The 14,708-nt window shown below is 55.4% G+C and carries 19 protein-coding genes; 1 reads left to right on the forward strand and 18 read right to left on the reverse strand.

Going from position 1 to position 14,708, the window contains the following annotated elements; all coding sequences use genetic code 11:
* Positions 1-11 precede the first annotated feature (11 nt).
* The 18 genes from rplE to rpsL form a co-directional block, all read right to left on the reverse strand.
* The gene (rplE, locus tag HUO12_RS04465) at positions 12-593 is read right to left on the reverse strand and encodes a 50S ribosomal protein L5 (RefSeq protein WP_176272459.1); all 582 of its coding nucleotides are present in this window, start codon (positions 591-593) and stop codon (positions 12-14) included.
* Complete coding sequence (rplX, locus tag HUO12_RS04470) at positions 586-906, reverse strand: 50S ribosomal protein L24 (protein WP_176272460.1); 321 nt, start codon at positions 904-906, stop codon at positions 586-588. Before rplX ends, rplE begins: the two co-directional genes overlap by 8 nt.
* Before the next feature lies 1 nt (position 907).
* The gene (rplN, locus tag HUO12_RS04475; RefSeq protein ID WP_010411138.1) at positions 908-1,276 is read right to left on the reverse strand and encodes a 50S ribosomal protein L14; all 369 of its coding nucleotides are present in this window, start codon (positions 1,274-1,276) and stop codon (positions 908-910) included.
* 72 nt (positions 1,277-1,348) lie between these two features.
* A complete protein-coding gene (gene rpsQ / locus HUO12_RS04480) occupies positions 1,349-1,639 on the reverse strand; it encodes a 30S ribosomal protein S17 (RefSeq protein ID WP_176272461.1) in 291 nt (96 codons plus the stop codon).
* 11 nt (positions 1,640-1,650) lie between these two features.
* A complete protein-coding gene (gene rpmC / locus HUO12_RS04485) occupies positions 1,651-1,866 on the reverse strand; it encodes a 50S ribosomal protein L29 (RefSeq protein ID WP_176272462.1) in 216 nt (71 codons plus the stop codon).
* Positions 1,866-2,300 (reverse strand): 50S ribosomal protein L16, encoded by a 435-nt coding sequence (rplP, locus tag HUO12_RS04490; RefSeq protein ID WP_176272463.1) that lies wholly within the window; start codon positions 2,298-2,300, stop codon positions 1,866-1,868. Before rplP ends, rpmC begins: the two co-directional genes overlap by 1 nt.
* Before the next feature lie 21 nt (positions 2,301-2,321).
* Positions 2,322-3,017 (reverse strand): 30S ribosomal protein S3, encoded by a 696-nt coding sequence (gene rpsC / locus HUO12_RS04495; RefSeq protein WP_176272464.1) that lies wholly within the window; start codon positions 3,015-3,017, stop codon positions 2,322-2,324.
* A gap of 1 nt (position 3,018) precedes the next feature.
* Positions 3,019-3,396 carry a 50S ribosomal protein L22 gene (gene rplV / locus HUO12_RS04500; RefSeq protein WP_176272465.1) on the reverse strand — a complete coding sequence of 126 codons (378 nt, stop codon included), beginning with the start codon at positions 3,394-3,396 and terminating at the stop codon, positions 3,019-3,021.
* On the reverse strand, positions 3,396-3,671 hold the full coding sequence (gene rpsS / locus HUO12_RS04505; protein WP_086436154.1) for a 30S ribosomal protein S19: 276 nt from the start codon (positions 3,669-3,671) through the stop codon (positions 3,396-3,398). The genes rplV and rpsS overlap by 1 nt, the downstream gene beginning before the upstream one ends.
* Positions 3,672-3,677: 6 nt before the next feature.
* Complete coding sequence (gene rplB / locus HUO12_RS04510) at positions 3,678-4,514, reverse strand: 50S ribosomal protein L2 (RefSeq protein ID WP_176272466.1); 837 nt, start codon at positions 4,512-4,514, stop codon at positions 3,678-3,680.
* An 8-nt stretch (positions 4,515-4,522) separates the two neighbouring features.
* Positions 4,523-4,831, reverse strand: a complete 309-nt coding sequence (locus HUO12_RS04515; RefSeq protein WP_176272467.1) for a 50S ribosomal protein L23 — start codon at positions 4,829-4,831, stop codon at positions 4,523-4,525.
* A complete protein-coding gene (gene rplD / locus HUO12_RS04520; RefSeq protein WP_176272468.1) occupies positions 4,824-5,447 on the reverse strand; it encodes a 50S ribosomal protein L4 in 624 nt (207 codons plus the stop codon). Before rplD ends, HUO12_RS04515 begins: the two co-directional genes overlap by 8 nt.
* 4 nt (positions 5,448-5,451) lie before the next feature.
* The gene (gene rplC / locus HUO12_RS04525) at positions 5,452-6,309 is read right to left on the reverse strand and encodes a 50S ribosomal protein L3 (RefSeq protein WP_176272469.1); all 858 of its coding nucleotides are present in this window, start codon (positions 6,307-6,309) and stop codon (positions 5,452-5,454) included.
* A 252-nt stretch (positions 6,310-6,561) separates the two neighbouring features.
* Positions 6,562-6,873, reverse strand: coding sequence for a 30S ribosomal protein S10 (gene rpsJ, locus HUO12_RS04530; RefSeq protein WP_061924928.1), 312 nt, complete (start codon positions 6,871-6,873; stop codon positions 6,562-6,564).
* 312 nt (positions 6,874-7,185) lie between these two features.
* Positions 7,186-8,361: an elongation factor Tu gene (gene tuf / locus HUO12_RS04535; protein ID WP_176272470.1), complete on the reverse strand. Its 1,176-nt coding sequence runs from the start codon at positions 8,359-8,361 to the stop codon at positions 7,186-7,188.
* Positions 8,362-8,452: 91 nt separating this feature from the next.
* Entirely contained in the window at positions 8,453-10,585 is a 2,133-nt protein-coding gene (gene fusA, locus HUO12_RS04540; RefSeq protein ID WP_176272471.1) for an elongation factor G, read from the reverse strand.
* A gap of 58 nt (positions 10,586-10,643) precedes the next feature.
* The gene (gene rpsG, locus HUO12_RS04545; protein WP_176272472.1) at positions 10,644-11,114 is read right to left on the reverse strand and encodes a 30S ribosomal protein S7; all 471 of its coding nucleotides are present in this window, start codon (positions 11,112-11,114) and stop codon (positions 10,644-10,646) included.
* A 134-nt stretch (positions 11,115-11,248) separates the two neighbouring features.
* Positions 11,249-11,620 carry a 30S ribosomal protein S12 gene (gene rpsL, locus HUO12_RS04550; protein WP_006831873.1) on the reverse strand — a complete coding sequence of 124 codons (372 nt, stop codon included), beginning with the start codon at positions 11,618-11,620 and terminating at the stop codon, positions 11,249-11,251.
* Between the two features lie 568 nt (positions 11,621-12,188).
* Between rpsL and HUO12_RS04555 the strand changes: the two genes are divergently transcribed.
* Positions 12,189-14,495 (forward strand): AAA family ATPase, encoded by a 2,307-nt coding sequence (locus tag HUO12_RS04555; RefSeq protein WP_176272473.1) that lies wholly within the window; start codon positions 12,189-12,191, stop codon positions 14,493-14,495.
* Positions 14,496-14,708: the final 213 nt, after the last annotated feature.

Here is a 14,708-nt window from a genome sequence, read left to right on the forward strand (position 1 = left end):
TCCGAAACGGCTTACGCCGCTTCCTTTTCTTCAGCTGATGCTTCAGCCGGGAACGGGAAGCCGAACAGCTTGAGCAGTTCGCGCGCTTCCTCGTCGGTTTTCGCAGTGGTGGTCACGATGATGTCCATCCCGCGCACCTTCTCGATCTTGTCGTAGCTGATCTCCGGGAACACGATCTGTTCCTTGAGACCCATCGCGTAGTTGCCACGGCCGTCGAATGACTTCGGGTTCAGACCACGGAAGTCACGAATGCGAGGCATAGCGATAGTCACCAGACGATCCATGAATTCGAACATGCGATCACGGCGCAGGGTTACCTTGCAACCGATTGGCATGCCTTCGCGCAGCTTGAACTGTGCGATCGACTTCTTCGCCTTAGTGATGACAGGCTTCTGACCAGCGATCAGTGCCATTTCTTCAGCAGCGGTCGTGACCTTCTTCTTGTCCTGGCTCGCTTCGCCCACGCCCATGTTGAGCGTGATCTTTTCAAGCTTAGGCACTTCAAGACGGTTCTTGTAACCGAACTTCTCGGTCATCGCCTTGACGATCTGGTCTTCGTAGCGCTGCTTCAAACGAGGAGTGTAATCAGCCATCGATGGTCTCCCCACTCTTTACGGCAACACGAACCTTCTTGCCGTCACGCTCTTCAAAGCGGACGCGGGTCGGCTTGCCATCTTTAGGATCAGCAACGGCAACCTTGGAGATGTTCATCGGCGCCTCGATGCGGTCGATGCCACCTTGCGGGTTCTGCTGGCTCGGCTTGCGGTGACGAACAGAGACGTTCACGCCTTCGACAATGATCTTGCCTTCTTTAGGCAGGACCTGACGGACAGTGCCGGTCTGGCCCTTGTCCTTGCCGGACAGCACGACGACGCTGTCACCTTTCTTGATCTTAGCAGATGCCATCTTAGAGCACCTCCGGAGCGAGCGAGATGATCTTCATAAAGCCGCGGCCGCGCAGTTCGCGCACAACCGGGCCAAAGATACGAGTGCCGATCGGCTCTTCGCTCTTATTCACGAGGACCGCTGCGTTGCTGTCAAAACGGATTACGCTGCCATCAGGACGACGAACGTCCTTCTTGGTGCGCACGATCACCGCACGGTGAACGTCACCCTTCTTCACTTTTGCACGCGGTTGGGCTTCCTTAACGGAAACCACGATCACGTCCCCGACACTCGCGAAACGACGCTTGGAGCCACCCAGTACCTTAATGCACTGGACGCGCTTAGCGCCGCTATTGTCCGCGACGTCGAGATTGGATTGCATCTGGATCATTGATCCGGTTCCTTCTCTTGGCTTGCTGGGACACCCGATACCAACCGGGGCTCAGCAGTTCCTTCGTCTAAATCAGTTGCCTGCGGCTTCGACGTCCAGGTCAGCTTCCACTGCCTGTGTGCCGCCCGCAACGACCCGGTCTTTCACAGCCCAGGTCTTGGTCTTCGAAATCGGCTTTGTTTCCTCGATGCGGACAACATCGCCAATTGTGTATTCATTCGCTTCATCGTGAGCGTGATACTTCTTCGAACGACGGATGATCTTCCCGTAGAGCGGGTGCTTCACCTTGCGTTCGACCAGCACAGTCACGGTCTTGTCGGTCTTGTCGGAGGTGACAGTTCCGGTCAGGATACGTTTCGGCATTGTCTAGCTCCTCAAGCTTTCGCGGCGCTTGCAGCGCGCTCGGTCTGAAGCGTCTTGATCTTAGCGATCGTGCGACGCACTTCCTTGACGCGCGCAGGTGCTTCCAACTGGTTGGTTGCAGCCTGGAAACGCAGGTTGAACGCTTCACGCTTCAGTTCAACGAGCTCAGCAGCAAGCTGATCGTCAGACTTGGCGCGCAGGTCTTCGATGACAGATTTGCCAGCCATTACTTGCCTCCCAAGTGCGAGGTGTCACCCAGACGGGCAACAACCTTGGTTTTGATCGGCAGCTTCATCGCAGCACGCTCAAACGCAGATGCAGCGAGCGGGCCCGGTACACCGTCGAGTTCGAACAGTATGCGGCCTGGCTTCACACGAGCAGCCCAGTACTCGACAGAACCCTTGCCTTTACCCTGACGGACTTCAGCAGGCTTCTTCGATACCGGAACATCGGGGAATACGCGGATCCACAAACGTCCCTGACGCTTGATGTGACGCGTAATCGCACGACGAGCCGCTTCGATCTGACGCGCAGTGATACGCTCAGGCTCAAGCGCCTTCAGACCATAAGAGCCGAAGTTCAATGACGTGCCGCCCTTGGCGTCGCCTTTGATCTTGCCCTTGAAGGCCTTGCGGAATTTGGTTTTCTTCGGTTGCAGCATTTTCTCTTACCTATCCTGCAATCAACGCGCCGGACGCACGCCGGAAGTCTGAGCTTCCATCATGAGACGGTCTTGCGCAGTCGGGTCGTGGGCCAGGATTTCACCTTTGAAGATCCAGCACTTGATGCCGATGATGCCATATGCGGTCAGCGCTTCAGCTTCGGCATAGTCCACGTTCGCACGCAGCGTGTGCAGCGGGACGCGGCCTTCACGGTACCACTCAACACGCGCGATTTCAGCGCCGCCGAGACGGCCGCCGCACGTGATCTTGATGCCCTCTGCGCCAAGACGCAGAGCCGACTGAACAGCACGCTTCATAGCGCGGCGGAATGCAACACGGCGGATCAGCTGGTCAGCAATGCCCTGAGCGACAAGCTTCGCGTCGATTTCCGGCTTGCGGATCTCAACGATGTTCAGCTTCACTTCGCTGTCGGTCATGCTGGCAAGCTTAGCGCGCAGCTTTTCAATGTCTGCGCCCTTCTTGCCGATGATGACGCCTGGACGCGCAGCATAGATCGATACGCGGCAAAGCTTTGCCGGACGCTCGATCACAACCTTCGAAATCGCTGCCTGCGGCACCGTTTCGAGGATGTACTTACGCATCTCGATGTCTTCCTTGAGCAGACGCGCATAGTCACGCCCTTCAGCGTACCAGCGGCTGTCCCAAGTGCGGTTGATCTGCAGGCGCAGACCGATCGGATTGCTCTTCTGACCCATCTTACGCCTCTTCCATTTCGCGCACGACGATCCGCAGCCGGCTAAACGGCTTGAGGATCCGGGTGGACTTGCCACGACCGCGCGTGTGGAAACGCTTCATCGTGATCGACTTGCCAACCGATGCTTCCGCAACGACCAGACTGTCGACATCCAGATTGTGATTGTTTTCCGCGTTAGCGATTGCCGACGCGAGAACCTTGGTAGCGTCCTTAGCCATCGCCTTCTTGGAGAAGGAGAGGATGTTCAACGCTTCTTCAGCTTTCTTGCCGCGGATCAGCTCAGCAACGAGGTTCAGCTTCTGCGCCGAGCCACGGATCGTGGTACCGACAGCCAGTGCCTCGTTATCGCCTACGCGACGGGGTGCTTTTGCCTTGCCCATTAGCGCTTACCCTTCTTGTCGGCAGCGTGACCCGGGAAATTGCGCGTCGGAGCGAACTCACCAAGTTTGTGACCGACCATCTCTTCCGAAACGGAGACGGGAATGAATTTCTGGCCATTGTAGACGTTGAACGTCAGGCCGACGAATTGCGGAAGGATTGTGGAACGGCGCGACCAAGTCTTGATCGGCTTGTTGCCACCCGATTCCTGCGCGTCCTCCGCCTTCTTGAGAAGGCTGAGTTCGACAAACGGACCTTTCCAAACGGAACGTGCCATGTCGGATTACCTCTTCTTCTTGGCGTGGCGCGAACGGATGATCATCTTATCCGTCTGCTTGTTCTTACGAGTGCGAGCACCCTTGGTCGGCTTACCCCATGGCGTCACTGGGTGACGACCACCGGAGGTACGGCCTTCACCACCACCGTGTGGGTGATCGACCGGGTTCTTTGCCACACCGCGAGTGAGGGGCTTGCGGCCCTTCCAGCGTGTGCGACCAGCCTTCGCAAAGTTCTGGTTCTGGTTGTCTGGGTTTGAAACCGCGCCAACCGTACCCATGCAATCTGCACGCAGGTAACGCTGCTCACCGCTGTTCAAGCGAACGATGACCATGCCACGGTCACGACCGACGATCTGGACATATGCACCAGCAGAGCGAGCGATCTGACCGCCCTTGCCTGGCTTCATCTCCACATTGTGGCAGATGGTGCCAACCGGCATCTGGCCGAGCAGCATGGCATTGCCAGGCTTCGTGTCGACCTTTTCGCCTGCAACAACAGTGTCGCCGACTGCCAAACGCTGCGGGCAAATGATGTATGCAAGCTCGCCATCTTCGTACTTCAGCAGCGCGATAAAAGCGGTACGGTTCGGGTCATATTCGATCCGCTCGACGGTTGCAGGAACATCCCACTTCCGGCGCTTGAAATCGATGTAGCGGTACTTTTGCTTGTGTCCGCCGCCAATGCCACGCGATGTGACATGACCCTTGTTGTTACGTCCGCCCGTCTTGCGCTTGCCTTCCGTGAGCGACTTGACCGGCTTGCCCTTCCAGAGGCCGGTCTTGTCGACGAGGATGAGGCCGCGGCGTGCGGGGCTCGTCGGGTTATAGTTCTTGAGTGCCATGATCCGCCTCAGATACCGCTAGTGACATCGATCGAGTCACCTTCTGCAAGGGTAACGATCGCTTTTTTCATGTCGTTGCGCTTGTAAGGCTTGCCCTTCCAGCGCTTGGTCTTGCCCTTGGTCACGATGGTGTTCACACCAGCAACCTTCACATCGAACAAAGCCTCGACTGCTTCTTTGATCTGCGGCTTGGTCGCATCATTGGCCACTTTGAAGACAACCGCGTTGTTCTCAGACAACAAGGTCGACTTCTCAGTGATGTGCGGCGCAAGCACAACGTCGTAGTGACGCGCGTCGATTTCTTTCGCTTTAGCCATTGAAGCGCGCCTCCAGCTTAGCGACAGCGTCCTTTGTAAGGACCAGCGTGTCGTGGTTGAGAATGTCGTAGACGTTCGCGCCGGCAGCCGGGAGGACGTTGACACCCTTGAGGTTGCCAGCGGCCTTCTTGAAACCGTCATTCACGGCCTCACCGTCAATCACCAGAACCTTGCCGGCAAAGCCAGCTTTGTCGAAGTGACCTTTGAGCGCTTTCGTCTTGGCGTCTTTGAGCTCGAGGCTATCGACAACAACGAGGCCGTCTTTCGCCTTGCTCGACAGAGCCATCTTCAAACCCAGTGCGCGAACTTTCTTGTTCAGCGACTGGTTGAAGTCACGCTTGCGAGCACCGTGAGCCTTACCGCCGCCGATAAAGATAGGCGCACCGCGATCGCCGTGACGAGCGCCGCCTGAACCCTTTTGACGACCGAACTTCTTGCCGGTGCGAGCTACGTCAGAACGCTCACGCGTTGGACGAGCTGTGGCACGACGGTTCTCAAGCTGCCAGGTAACAACACGGTGCAGAATGTCTGCCCGTGGCTCAACGCCGAACACGTCCTTGTTGAGCTCAATGTCGCCGGACGCCTTGCCGTCGATTTTCTGGACCTTCACCTTCATCGGATCAGCCCTCCTTGTTTTCTTCGCTTGCAGGCGCATCACCCTCAGGTGCGGCAACTTCTGCAGGCGTTTCAGCGGGTACTTCTGCCGGAGCAGCTTCAACAGCCGCTTCTTCTACAGGAGCATCTGCTGCTGCGGTTTCTTCAGCTGCCGGAGCCTCGTCAGCTTCCGGCTTCGGAGCATTGAGGTCGAGTACGGCTGCGGGAAACGGGAGTTCTTCGGCAGCAGCAAGCTTCACAGCGTCGCGGACGAGGAGCCAGCCATTCTTCGAACCAGGGACAGAACCCTTGATGAAGAGCAAGCCGCGATCCGCGTCCGTGCGAACCACTTCGAGGTTCTGCTGCGTACGCTGACGGTCACCCATGTGACCGGCCATCTTCTTGCCCTTGAAAACGCGGCCCGGATCCTGACGGTTACCCGTCGAACCGTGCGAACGGTGGCTGATGGAAACACCGTGCGTTGCACGAAGACCACCGAAGCCCCAACGCTTCATAGCACCAGCAAAACCCTTACCCTGGGTGTGACCGGTAATGTCGACCTTCTGACCTGCCAGGAAGTGGTCTGCGCTGATGGTCGAGCCGACAGGGACAAGACCCTCTTCGCTCTCGACGCGGAATTCCGCGACCTTCTTCTTGAGACCAACATTGGCCTTCGCGAAGGCTTCGCGCTGCGGCTTGTTGACATTCTTTTGCTTGGCCTCGCCCGCACCGAGCTGAACAGCATAGTAGCCATCCCGGTCGCCTGTGCGGTGCGATACGACCTGGCACCCGTCCAGCGAAAGCACGGTCACGGGAACGTGCCGTCCATCCTCCTGAAACAGGCGGGTCATCCCGACTTTTCTAGCGATAACGCCTGTGCGCATCGTCTGAACTCCTAAACAGAGGCACACGAGGCCCATCCCCGCGTGCTTGCCAGCCCAATTTTTATGAGTCGCCCCGTCCGGGCTGAATGTCCGCACAGCCACATGGCTGATTGAACGAGACGGGGGACTCAGCCCGAGCATGCTCGGCGGTATCCCAATGTCTTGCCGATCCTGCTGGACCAGCGGGGCCGTTGGAGCCCCGTATGTCTCAAGACATTTTAGGTCCGCTTGAAGGACCGAGCTCAATCCAGCTTAAGCCAGTTTGATCTCAACGTTCACGCCAGCAGCCAAGTCGAGCTTCATGAGCGCGTCAACGGTCTGAGCGTTGGGCTGCACAATGTCGAGCAACCGTTTGTAGGTGCGCACCTCGAACTGCTCGCGCGACTTTTTGTCGATGTGCGGGCCGCGGTTCACGGTGAACTTCTCGATACGCGTCGGCATGGGAATGGGGCCGCGAATAAGCGCGCCAGTACGGCGAGCTGTTTCTGCGATTTCGCCAGTTGCCTGGTCGAGAACGCGGTGGTCAAACGCCTTAAGGCGAATACGAATATTCTGAGCTTCCATTACCTACACCGATGCGAAAGAGCCAAAGAGCTGTTTCCAACTCTCAAAAACAAAAGGCCTGCCCCGCTTCGGTATCCCTTCCGCGGGCGGCCCCATCAAATTTCGTTACAGTTGAGACGAATCCCCACTGAAGTTGGCGCGCATATATCTAGAGTGTTGGAGTCTGACAACCCCAAAACCCGAGGAAATTTGCGCCAATTGCGTGAAGCACCATCTGCTCACAAAGCAGGAATGTTCCTCACATAAACTGGGGGCCGGCACTCATTAAGAACCGGCCCCCGAATTTGTCGCGCTCCTTAGCGGAGCAACAGTTTACTTGGTGATCTTGGCAACAACGCCTGAACCAACCGTACGACCACCTTCGCGGATAGCGAAACGCAGACCTTCGTCCATAGCGATCGGCGCGATCAGCTTGACGTTGATGGTCACGTTGTCGCCCGGCATAACCATTTCCGTGCCCTCTGGGAGGATCACTTCACCGGTTACGTCAGTCGTACGGAAGTAGAACTGCGGACGGTAGTTCGCGAAGAACGGCGTGTGACGGCCACCTTCATCCTTCGACAGAACGTAAACTTCTGCAGAGAACTCGGTGTGCGGAGTAACAGAACCCGGCTTTGCGAGAACCTGACCACGCTCAACTTCTTCACGGCCAACACCGCGGATCAGCGCACCGATGTTGTCGCCAGCTTCACCGCGGTCGAGCAGCTTACGGAACATTTCAACGCCGGTAACAGTCGTCTTCGTGGTGTCCTTGATACCAACGATCTCAACTTCGTCGCCGACGTTCACGACGCCGGTTTCAACACGGCCGGTAACAACCGTACCACGACCAGAGATCGAGAACACGTCTTCGATCGGCATCAGGAATGCCTGATCGACCGGACGCTCTGGCTGCGGGATGTGCTCGTCAACAGCAGCCATCAGTTCCTTGATCGAGTTTTCGCCGATTTCGGGATCGCGGCCTTCCAGTGCAGCAAGAGCAGAACCCTTGACGATTGGAATGTTGTCGCCATCGAAGTCGTAGCTTGAAAGCAGTTCACGAACTTCCAGTTCAACGAGCTCGAGGATTTCCTCGTCGTCAACCTGGTCGACCTTGTTCATGTAAACAACCAGAGCCGGAACACCGACCTGACGCGCGAGCAGGATGTGCTCGCGTGTTTGTGGCATTGGGCCGTCAGCTGCGTTCACAACCAGGATAGCGCCGTCCATCTGCGCAGCACCGGTGATCATGTTCTTAACATAGTCAGCGTGACCTGGGCAGTCGACGTGCGCGTAGTGGCGTGCGTCTGTTTCATACTCAACGTGAGCGGTCGAGATAGTGATACCACGCTCGCGCTCTTCAGGAGCTTTGTCGATGTCAGCGAAGTCAACGCCTGCACCCATCACTTTGGTGATAGCTGCTGTCAGCGTCGTCTTACCGTGGTCAACGTGACCGATGGTGCCGATGTTACAGTGCGGCTTGTTCCGCTCAAATTTTTCCTTAGCCATTTCTCAAATAACCTCTGAGTTGAAATTAAATCCCTGCGGGAGAGGACGGCACCCGCTGAATCAGGCGCCGCCCCTAAACGGTGTCGCTTGCTTAAGCAAGCTTCTCCTTGACTTCCTGTGCAACACTTGCCGGAACTTCGTCATAGTGGCTGAACTGCATCGTGTATTGCGCACGACCTTGCGTGAAGGAACGCAGTTCATTGACGTAGCCGAACATGTTGGCAAGCGGGACGAATGCTTCGACCGCCTGCGCGTTGCCGCGACTGTCAGTGCCTTGGATTTGACCACGGCGGCTGTTCAAGTCACCGATCACGTCGCCGAGATAATCCTCCGGAGTGACCACTTCAACCTTCATGACCGGCTCAAGTAGCTTGATGCCAGACTTTTCAGCCACTTCGCGCATTGCGCCGCGACCGGTGATTTCGAAGGCCACAGTGCTGGAGTCAACATCGTGGTACTTACCGTCGATCAGGCGGATGGTGAAGTCGATGATCGGGAAGCCGACCAAGTGACCGCTTTCAGCCTGCTCGCGCATGCCCTTCTCAACAGACGGGATGTATTCGCGCGGAATGTTGCCGCCCTTGATCTCGTCTTCGAAGATAATGCCCTGGCCGCGTTCACCCGGAGTGACAACAACCTTGGCTTCACCGAACTGACCCGAACCACCAGATTGCTTCTTGTGGGTGTAAGTCACTTCGACTTCACGGCCAAGCGATTCACGGTAAGCCACCTGCGGCGCACCGACATTCGCTTCCACCTTGAATTCGCGCTTCATACGATCAACGAGAATGTCCAAGTGAAGCTCGCCCATGCCCTTGATGATCGTCTGACCGCTTTCGTGGTCAGTCGATACGCGGAAGGACGGATCTTCAGCAGCCAGACGGTTGAGCGCAACGCCCATCTTTTCCTGGTCGGCCTTGGTTTTCGGCTCAACTGAGAGTTCGATAACCGGATCCGGGAATTCCATCCGCTCAAGGATGATCGGCTTCGACGCATCGCAAAGCGTGTCACCAGTCGTCGTTTCCTTCAGACCTGCGATCGCGACGATATCGCCTGCGAATGCTTCTTCGATGTCCTCACGGTTGTTGGAATGCATCAAGAGCATACGGCCGATCTTTTCCTTCTTGTCCTTCACAGAGTTCAGAACCGAACCCTTGGAAAGCTTGCCGGAGTAGATACGAGTAAAGGTAAGCGAACCGACAAACGGGTCGTTCATGATCTTGAACGCGAGCGCAGCGAAAGGCGCATCGTCCGATGAAGGACGGCTGTCTTCTTCTTCGCTGTCAGGCAGAACACCCTTAATAGCCGGAACGTCGAGCGGTGATGGCATGTAGTCAATCACAGCATCGAGCAAAGGCTGTACACCCTTGTTCTTAAACGCAGAACCGCACAGGACCGGCACGAAGCTTTGGTTCAGCGTACCCTTGCGGATGAGCGCCTTGAGCGTCTTCGCATCAGGCTCTTCACCTTCAAGGTAAGCTTCCATCGCATCGTCGTCTTGCTCAACAGCAAGCTCGATCAGCTTCTCACGATAGTCAGCTGCTTCAGCAGCCATATCATCAGGGATCGGACCGAATGCATACTCAGCGCCCAGGTCTTCGTTTTTCCAGGTGATCGCGCGCTGGTTCACGAGGTCAACGAGACCAACGAGATCCGCTTCGATACCGATCGGAAGATAAAGGACAGCAGGTGTCGCACCGAGACGATCGATGATCGACTGAACGCAATATTTAAAGTCCGCACCGGTGCGATCCAACTTATTAATGAAGCACATTCTCGGCACTTTGTACTTGTCGGCCTGGCGCCAGACAGTCTCAGACTGCGGCTCAACGCCAGCAACCCCGTCGAAGCATGCAACCGCGCCGTCGAGGACACGCAGCGAACGTTCAACTTCAATGGTGAAGTCAACGTGGCCGGGCGTGTCGATGATGTTGATGCGGTGCTTCGGCGTGTTTTCACGCAAAGCTTTCGGATCCGACATCGGATCCATGTCCGCATCTTCCGGATTCCAGAAGCAAGTCGTTGCAGCAGACGTGATCGTGATCCCGCGCTCCTGCTCCTGCTCCATCCAGTCCATCGTCGCCGCGCCATCATGCACTTCGCCGATCTTGTAGGACTTGCCGGTGTAGTAAAGGATACGCTCGGTGGTCGTGGTCTTGCCGGCATCGATGTGAGCCATGATGCCGATGTTACGATACCGCTCTAGCGGATATTCGCGTGCCATGATAATTCTCCGTAAGGGCCATAAGCCCTTGTTTTAATTGCGTTAAAAGCCCAGCGCCTTACCAGCGATAGTGCGAGAAGGCGCGGTTGGCGTCAGCCATGCGGTGCGTGTCTTCGCGCTTCTTGACAGCATTGCCGCGATTGTTCGCAGCATCCATCAGCTCGCCCGACAAACGCGCCGACATGGTTGTTTCCGGACGGCCGCGCGCAGCTGAAATCATCCAGCGGATCGCCAGTGCCTGAGCACGCTCGGGACGAACCTCGACCGGCACCTGGTACGTCGCACCACCCACACGGCGGCTGCGCACTTCGACCTGCGGCTTCACATTGTTCAGCGCTTCGTGGAACAGCTGCACCGGATCGGTCTTCGCCTTGGCTTCAACCGTATCGAGCGCAGAGTACACGATACCTTCTGCAACCGACTTCTTCCCGTCGAGCATGAGGTTGTTCATGAACTTCGACAGCACCTGATCACCAAACTTGGGATCGGGCAGGATAACCCGCTTTTCGGGTCTACGACGACGTGACATAATTCTTAACTCCTTTGGAGTGGCCGCTCACATCCGTGAGCGTCCCAGCGGCGCCGGCCCTCTCCCCCGCCCTTCCACCCGGAAATTATCCCTATGGGTAGAAGGACGGGGGAGAAGGCCGCACCGCGCCTCACTTACTTCGGCCGCTTGGCCCCGTACTTCGAACGCGACTGCTTGCGGTCCTTGACCCCTTGCGTGTCGAGCACGCCGCGCAGCACGTGGTAACGCACGCCGGGAAGGTCGCGCACACGCCCGCCGCGGATCAGCACAACAGAGTGCTCCTGCAAATTGTGGCCTTCGCCCGGGATGTAGGAGATCACTTCGCGCTGGTTGGTCAGGCGGACCTTGGCCACTTTACGCAGAGCAGAGTTCGGCTTCTTCGGCGTCGTCGTATAGACACGCGTGCAGACACCGCGCTTCTGCGGGTTCTGCTCCATCGCAGGGACCTTTGACTTGGCCTTCTGCGGAACGCGGCCCTTGCGGACCAGCTGGTTGATCGTTGGCATTAGATACCCTTTAGTTTTTATGCTCACCTCATCCGGGCGGGCGTTTTCTTCTGTCACCTCATCCGGGCGTAAAAGTGGAAGCCACTTTTACATGATGAGGTTCTAGCGGTTCCCACTTCCCCATGATGAGGTTCGGCCCGTTCCACGACGCTTCACGCCAAGGAGCGAGCCTGTTTGACGATCTTGGTTTGGAATGAAGGGAAGCAGTTCGTGCCTTGGTTCGTCATTCCCGCGAAAGCGGGAACCCAGCCCAAGAAAGACACGAGACCGAAACGCTCCACCCTTTGGCCAAAGCCGCCGGATTACTTTGCCGGTTGTCCCTGCCCTTCCCCGTCATCCTGAACTTGTTTCAGGACAACACTTGGAGAAGTAGCACTGACAAAACCGCCAATGTTCAGCTCAAATATGTGTGCCGACGAGTTTCCCCGCCGAGAGACCGCGCGCCTTTAGCGGGGGCGAGAGGCGGGGTCAAGGGGTGGTGATAAGACTGCCTTCGCAATTGGCTAGACGCAAAACCAAATCTCAGCGAAAAGATGACTTTGATCGGTACAGCAAGAAAAAAGTATCAATGGCAATAGACAAACCAAAGCTGAATATTAAGGCACGATATCTTGGTCCGATTATGGAACTCAATGGCGAGCTAACTAGTCATCGTCAGAATCTTGTGTTTGCAAGAAACGGTGCAGGAAAGTCGTTTCTCACTCGGGCAATTCGCTGCTTAGACAGACACGGTCAGGGGCACGATTTAAAGTCCTACCCCTCGCTCATTGTTTCGGAAGAGAGCACCGATGGTCGGGGTTCAATGAGTATAACACAGGGAGACGATTTCGCAGCCTCTCTCAAATTGGACACGACAAAATCGGTTGCTGCTGCAGAAACTGGCGGTCAGATTTTTCACGTTTTCTCAGAAGATTTTGTCAGTGAGGAGTTACGCGAGAAAAGGTTTAATCCCGATGGCGACATTCAAACCGAAATTGCGGTCGATAGCGAAAACATTGAGATAACCGAGGCCGAGAAAGCACTGGCTGACTCACTAGACGAAAAAGGCAAACTCCAAAACGAACTTGAGAGATCATTAACGCGATCCAAGCAGCAAAAACTCATTGAGAAAGGTAGGGTAAGCAAGAATCTAAGAGAGTATCAGGATCTCAGTTTCTCGAAGCTCAATCTCAAATCTAAACCCGATCCACCAAAGCAGTCTTACAGTGAAATACTTTCTGATTTAGATGCGTTGCGAGGAATTCCAGCTGAACCGGCTTACCCTGATGAGCTAAGCTGGGACGGTCACGCTAAGCTTGATATCGAGAAGATAAAAGAACTGCTCGCTGAAGTGACCAGCCCTTCACGCATTGCTGATGAAGTTAAGAAAAGAATAGATAGCGAACCGGAATTCTTTCGGAAGGGTGTGTCGATCCTAAATGATAGTGACGAGAAAGAGACTTGCCCATTCTGTGAACAGGAATTTCGGTCCGAAGATACCAAAAGGATAATCGATGGTTTCGTCTCCTATTTTGCTGACAGAGAGGAACGTCACAAGCAGACATTAAGGGCTGCTAAATCAGAAATCGAGCGAACCGAGCAATCGCTTGGGCGTCTGCTGACCTCAGCCGAGACTCAGATAGCAAGATTTGACACGCTAAAGTCTCAGCTTCCATCGAAGAAATCAGAAGAGCTCTTGCAGGTTGCCGCCTTGATCCAAACGTCGCGTGCAAGCTTACAGTCTATCGCGGATACGCTAGCGGCGAAAATTTCGGATGTGAGTAAAGCGATCAAAATCGATTTATCCGGCATGGAACAGAGCCTCTCGAATTTGAGCGGCACTCTCAGCCAGAACAATACGAAGGTTCGGTTGCTGAACTCCGCAATACGCAGCTCTGACACAGAAAGGCGGGAATTGCACCGTAAGCTGTGCCGGTCATTCAGAACCGAATTTTTAGTAGATTCTTGGATTCAGATTGAGGCTTTGCGGCAAGCGGACAATGCCATCAAAGCGAATGTGGTGAGACTCGAAGCGCTTCAAAGAAATGCGCCTTCTACCAACGCTCGTACAAGGGTTGCTGAGACGTTTGAAATGCTACTCCGGTTCTTCTTCGCAGGAAAGTATGCGTTTGATCGCGAGAAGTTCGTGATCACAATGGGTGACAAGAGGATGACTAGGGGAGCCGACAGAACACTGAGTGACGGGGAAAAAACTGCAATCGCTTTTTGCTATTTCATAGCATCGATCCACAAAAAGGTAGCTTCAAACGCCGACTATGCAAAGATCTTCGTAGTTTTTGACGATCCCGTCACCTCGATGTCTTACGATTACATCTTTTCCATCGTTCAATCGCTGAAGAACTTGAACATATCTGATGCAGGCGCAATTTCGATCAATCCGTCTACGATAGATGGAAGCAAAAGTCCTCGACCACGCATCTTGATCTTCACCCACAGCAGTTACTTTTTCAATGTGGCTTACACGAACCGTGCCGTAAAACCCGACGGAGCGTTCAGCCTTTCTTCTGGTGGCGAAATGCACACACTCGCTAGGCTGGATCGATACGTTGCACCTTTTGAAGAACAATTGAGACACGTCAAAAATGTAGCTGAGGGTGCGCCTCCAGACCATTCAACCGCGAACTGTGTTCGAAGCGTTTTAGAAGCTATTGGACGGTTCTGTCGGCCTGACAAGGCGGCATCATTGACCGATTTTGTGAAGCATCTTGCTGGTGAAGATAGCATCGAGATTCGCAGCGTTTTGGTCAATTCTTTGTCACACGGTTCCTATGCGGAAGAGGTTGTTTCTCCTGACGATTTGAAAGCAGCGTGTGAAGAAGCTTTGTCAGTCGTTAGGTTGTATGCTGTAGGACAGCTTGAGGCACTTGATCGATGACCTTTGCCTAAACCGCGTCGTAATCGAGTTTCATTTTCCTACTCGGGATTAATTTGTTTTAGTCCCTCAGACGCCGGAGTCATTTGTTTGGCTTCAAGCGCCAGCGCTCACGTCCGTTCGCTCGGCTTTCGGGCTACCGCCCGGCGGACGGTCGTCCGCTGGCTCGCCTTCGGCTCGCGACCATTCCAAGCCATCGGCCTCGTGCTGTGACGC

Source organism: Altererythrobacter lutimaris, assembly GCF_013371495.1.
Lineage (GTDB): Bacteria > Pseudomonadota > Alphaproteobacteria > Sphingomonadales > Sphingomonadaceae > Erythrobacter > Erythrobacter lutimaris_A.

Bases quoted from the DNA above. Each gene is read 5' to 3' on its own strand.
- rplE (WP_176272459.1), bottom strand. From the start codon at position 593: ATGGCTGATTACACTCCTCGTTTGAAGCAGCGCTACGAAGACCAGATC.
- rplX (WP_176272460.1), bottom strand. From the start codon at position 906: ATGGCATCTGCTAAGATCAAGAAAGGTGACAGCGTCGTCGTGCTGTCC.
- rplN (WP_010411138.1), bottom strand. From the start codon at position 1,276: ATGATCCAGATGCAATCCAATCTCGACGTCGCGGACAATAGCGGCGCT.
- rpsQ (WP_176272461.1), bottom strand. From the start codon at position 1,639: ATGCCGAAACGTATCCTGACCGGAACTGTCACCTCCGACAAGACCGAC.
- rpmC (WP_176272462.1), bottom strand. From the start codon at position 1,866: ATGGCTGGCAAATCTGTCATCGAAGACCTGCGCGCCAAGTCTGACGAT.
- rplP (WP_176272463.1), bottom strand. From the start codon at position 2,300: ATGCTGCAACCGAAGAAAACCAAATTCCGCAAGGCCTTCAAGGGCAAG.
- rpsC (WP_176272464.1), bottom strand. From the start codon at position 3,017: ATGGGTCAGAAGAGCAATCCGATCGGTCTGCGCCTGCAGATCAACCGC.
- rplV (WP_176272465.1), bottom strand. From the start codon at position 3,396: ATGGGCAAGGCAAAAGCACCCCGTCGCGTAGGCGATAACGAGGCACTG.
- rpsS (WP_086436154.1), bottom strand. From the start codon at position 3,671: ATGGCACGTTCCGTTTGGAAAGGTCCGTTTGTCGAACTCAGCCTTCTC.
- rplB (WP_176272466.1), bottom strand. From the start codon at position 4,514: ATGGCACTCAAGAACTATAACCCGACGAGCCCCGCACGCCGCGGCCTC.
- HUO12_RS04515 (WP_176272467.1), bottom strand. From the start codon at position 4,831: ATGGCTAAAGCGAAAGAAATCGACGCGCGTCACTACGACGTTGTGCTT.
- rplD (WP_176272468.1), bottom strand. From the start codon at position 5,447: ATGAAGGTGAAGGTCCAGAAAATCGACGGCAAGGCGTCCGGCGACATT.
- rplC (WP_176272469.1), bottom strand. From the start codon at position 6,309: ATGCGCACAGGCGTTATCGCTAGAAAAGTCGGGATGACCCGCCTGTTT.
- rpsJ (WP_061924928.1), bottom strand. From the start codon at position 6,873: ATGGAAGCTCAGAATATTCGTATTCGCCTTAAGGCGTTTGACCACCGC.
- tuf (WP_176272470.1), bottom strand. From the start codon at position 8,361: ATGGCTAAGGAAAAATTTGAGCGGAACAAGCCGCACTGTAACATCGGC.
- fusA (WP_176272471.1), bottom strand. From the start codon at position 10,585: ATGGCACGCGAATATCCGCTAGAGCGGTATCGTAACATCGGCATCATG.
- rpsG (WP_176272472.1), bottom strand. From the start codon at position 11,114: ATGTCACGTCGTCGTAGACCCGAAAAGCGGGTTATCCTGCCCGATCCC.
- rpsL (WP_006831873.1), bottom strand. From the start codon at position 11,620: ATGCCAACGATCAACCAGCTGGTCCGCAAGGGCCGCGTTCCGCAGAAG.
- HUO12_RS04555 (WP_176272473.1), top strand. From the start codon at position 12,189: ATGGCAATAGACAAACCAAAGCTGAATATTAAGGCACGATATCTTGGT.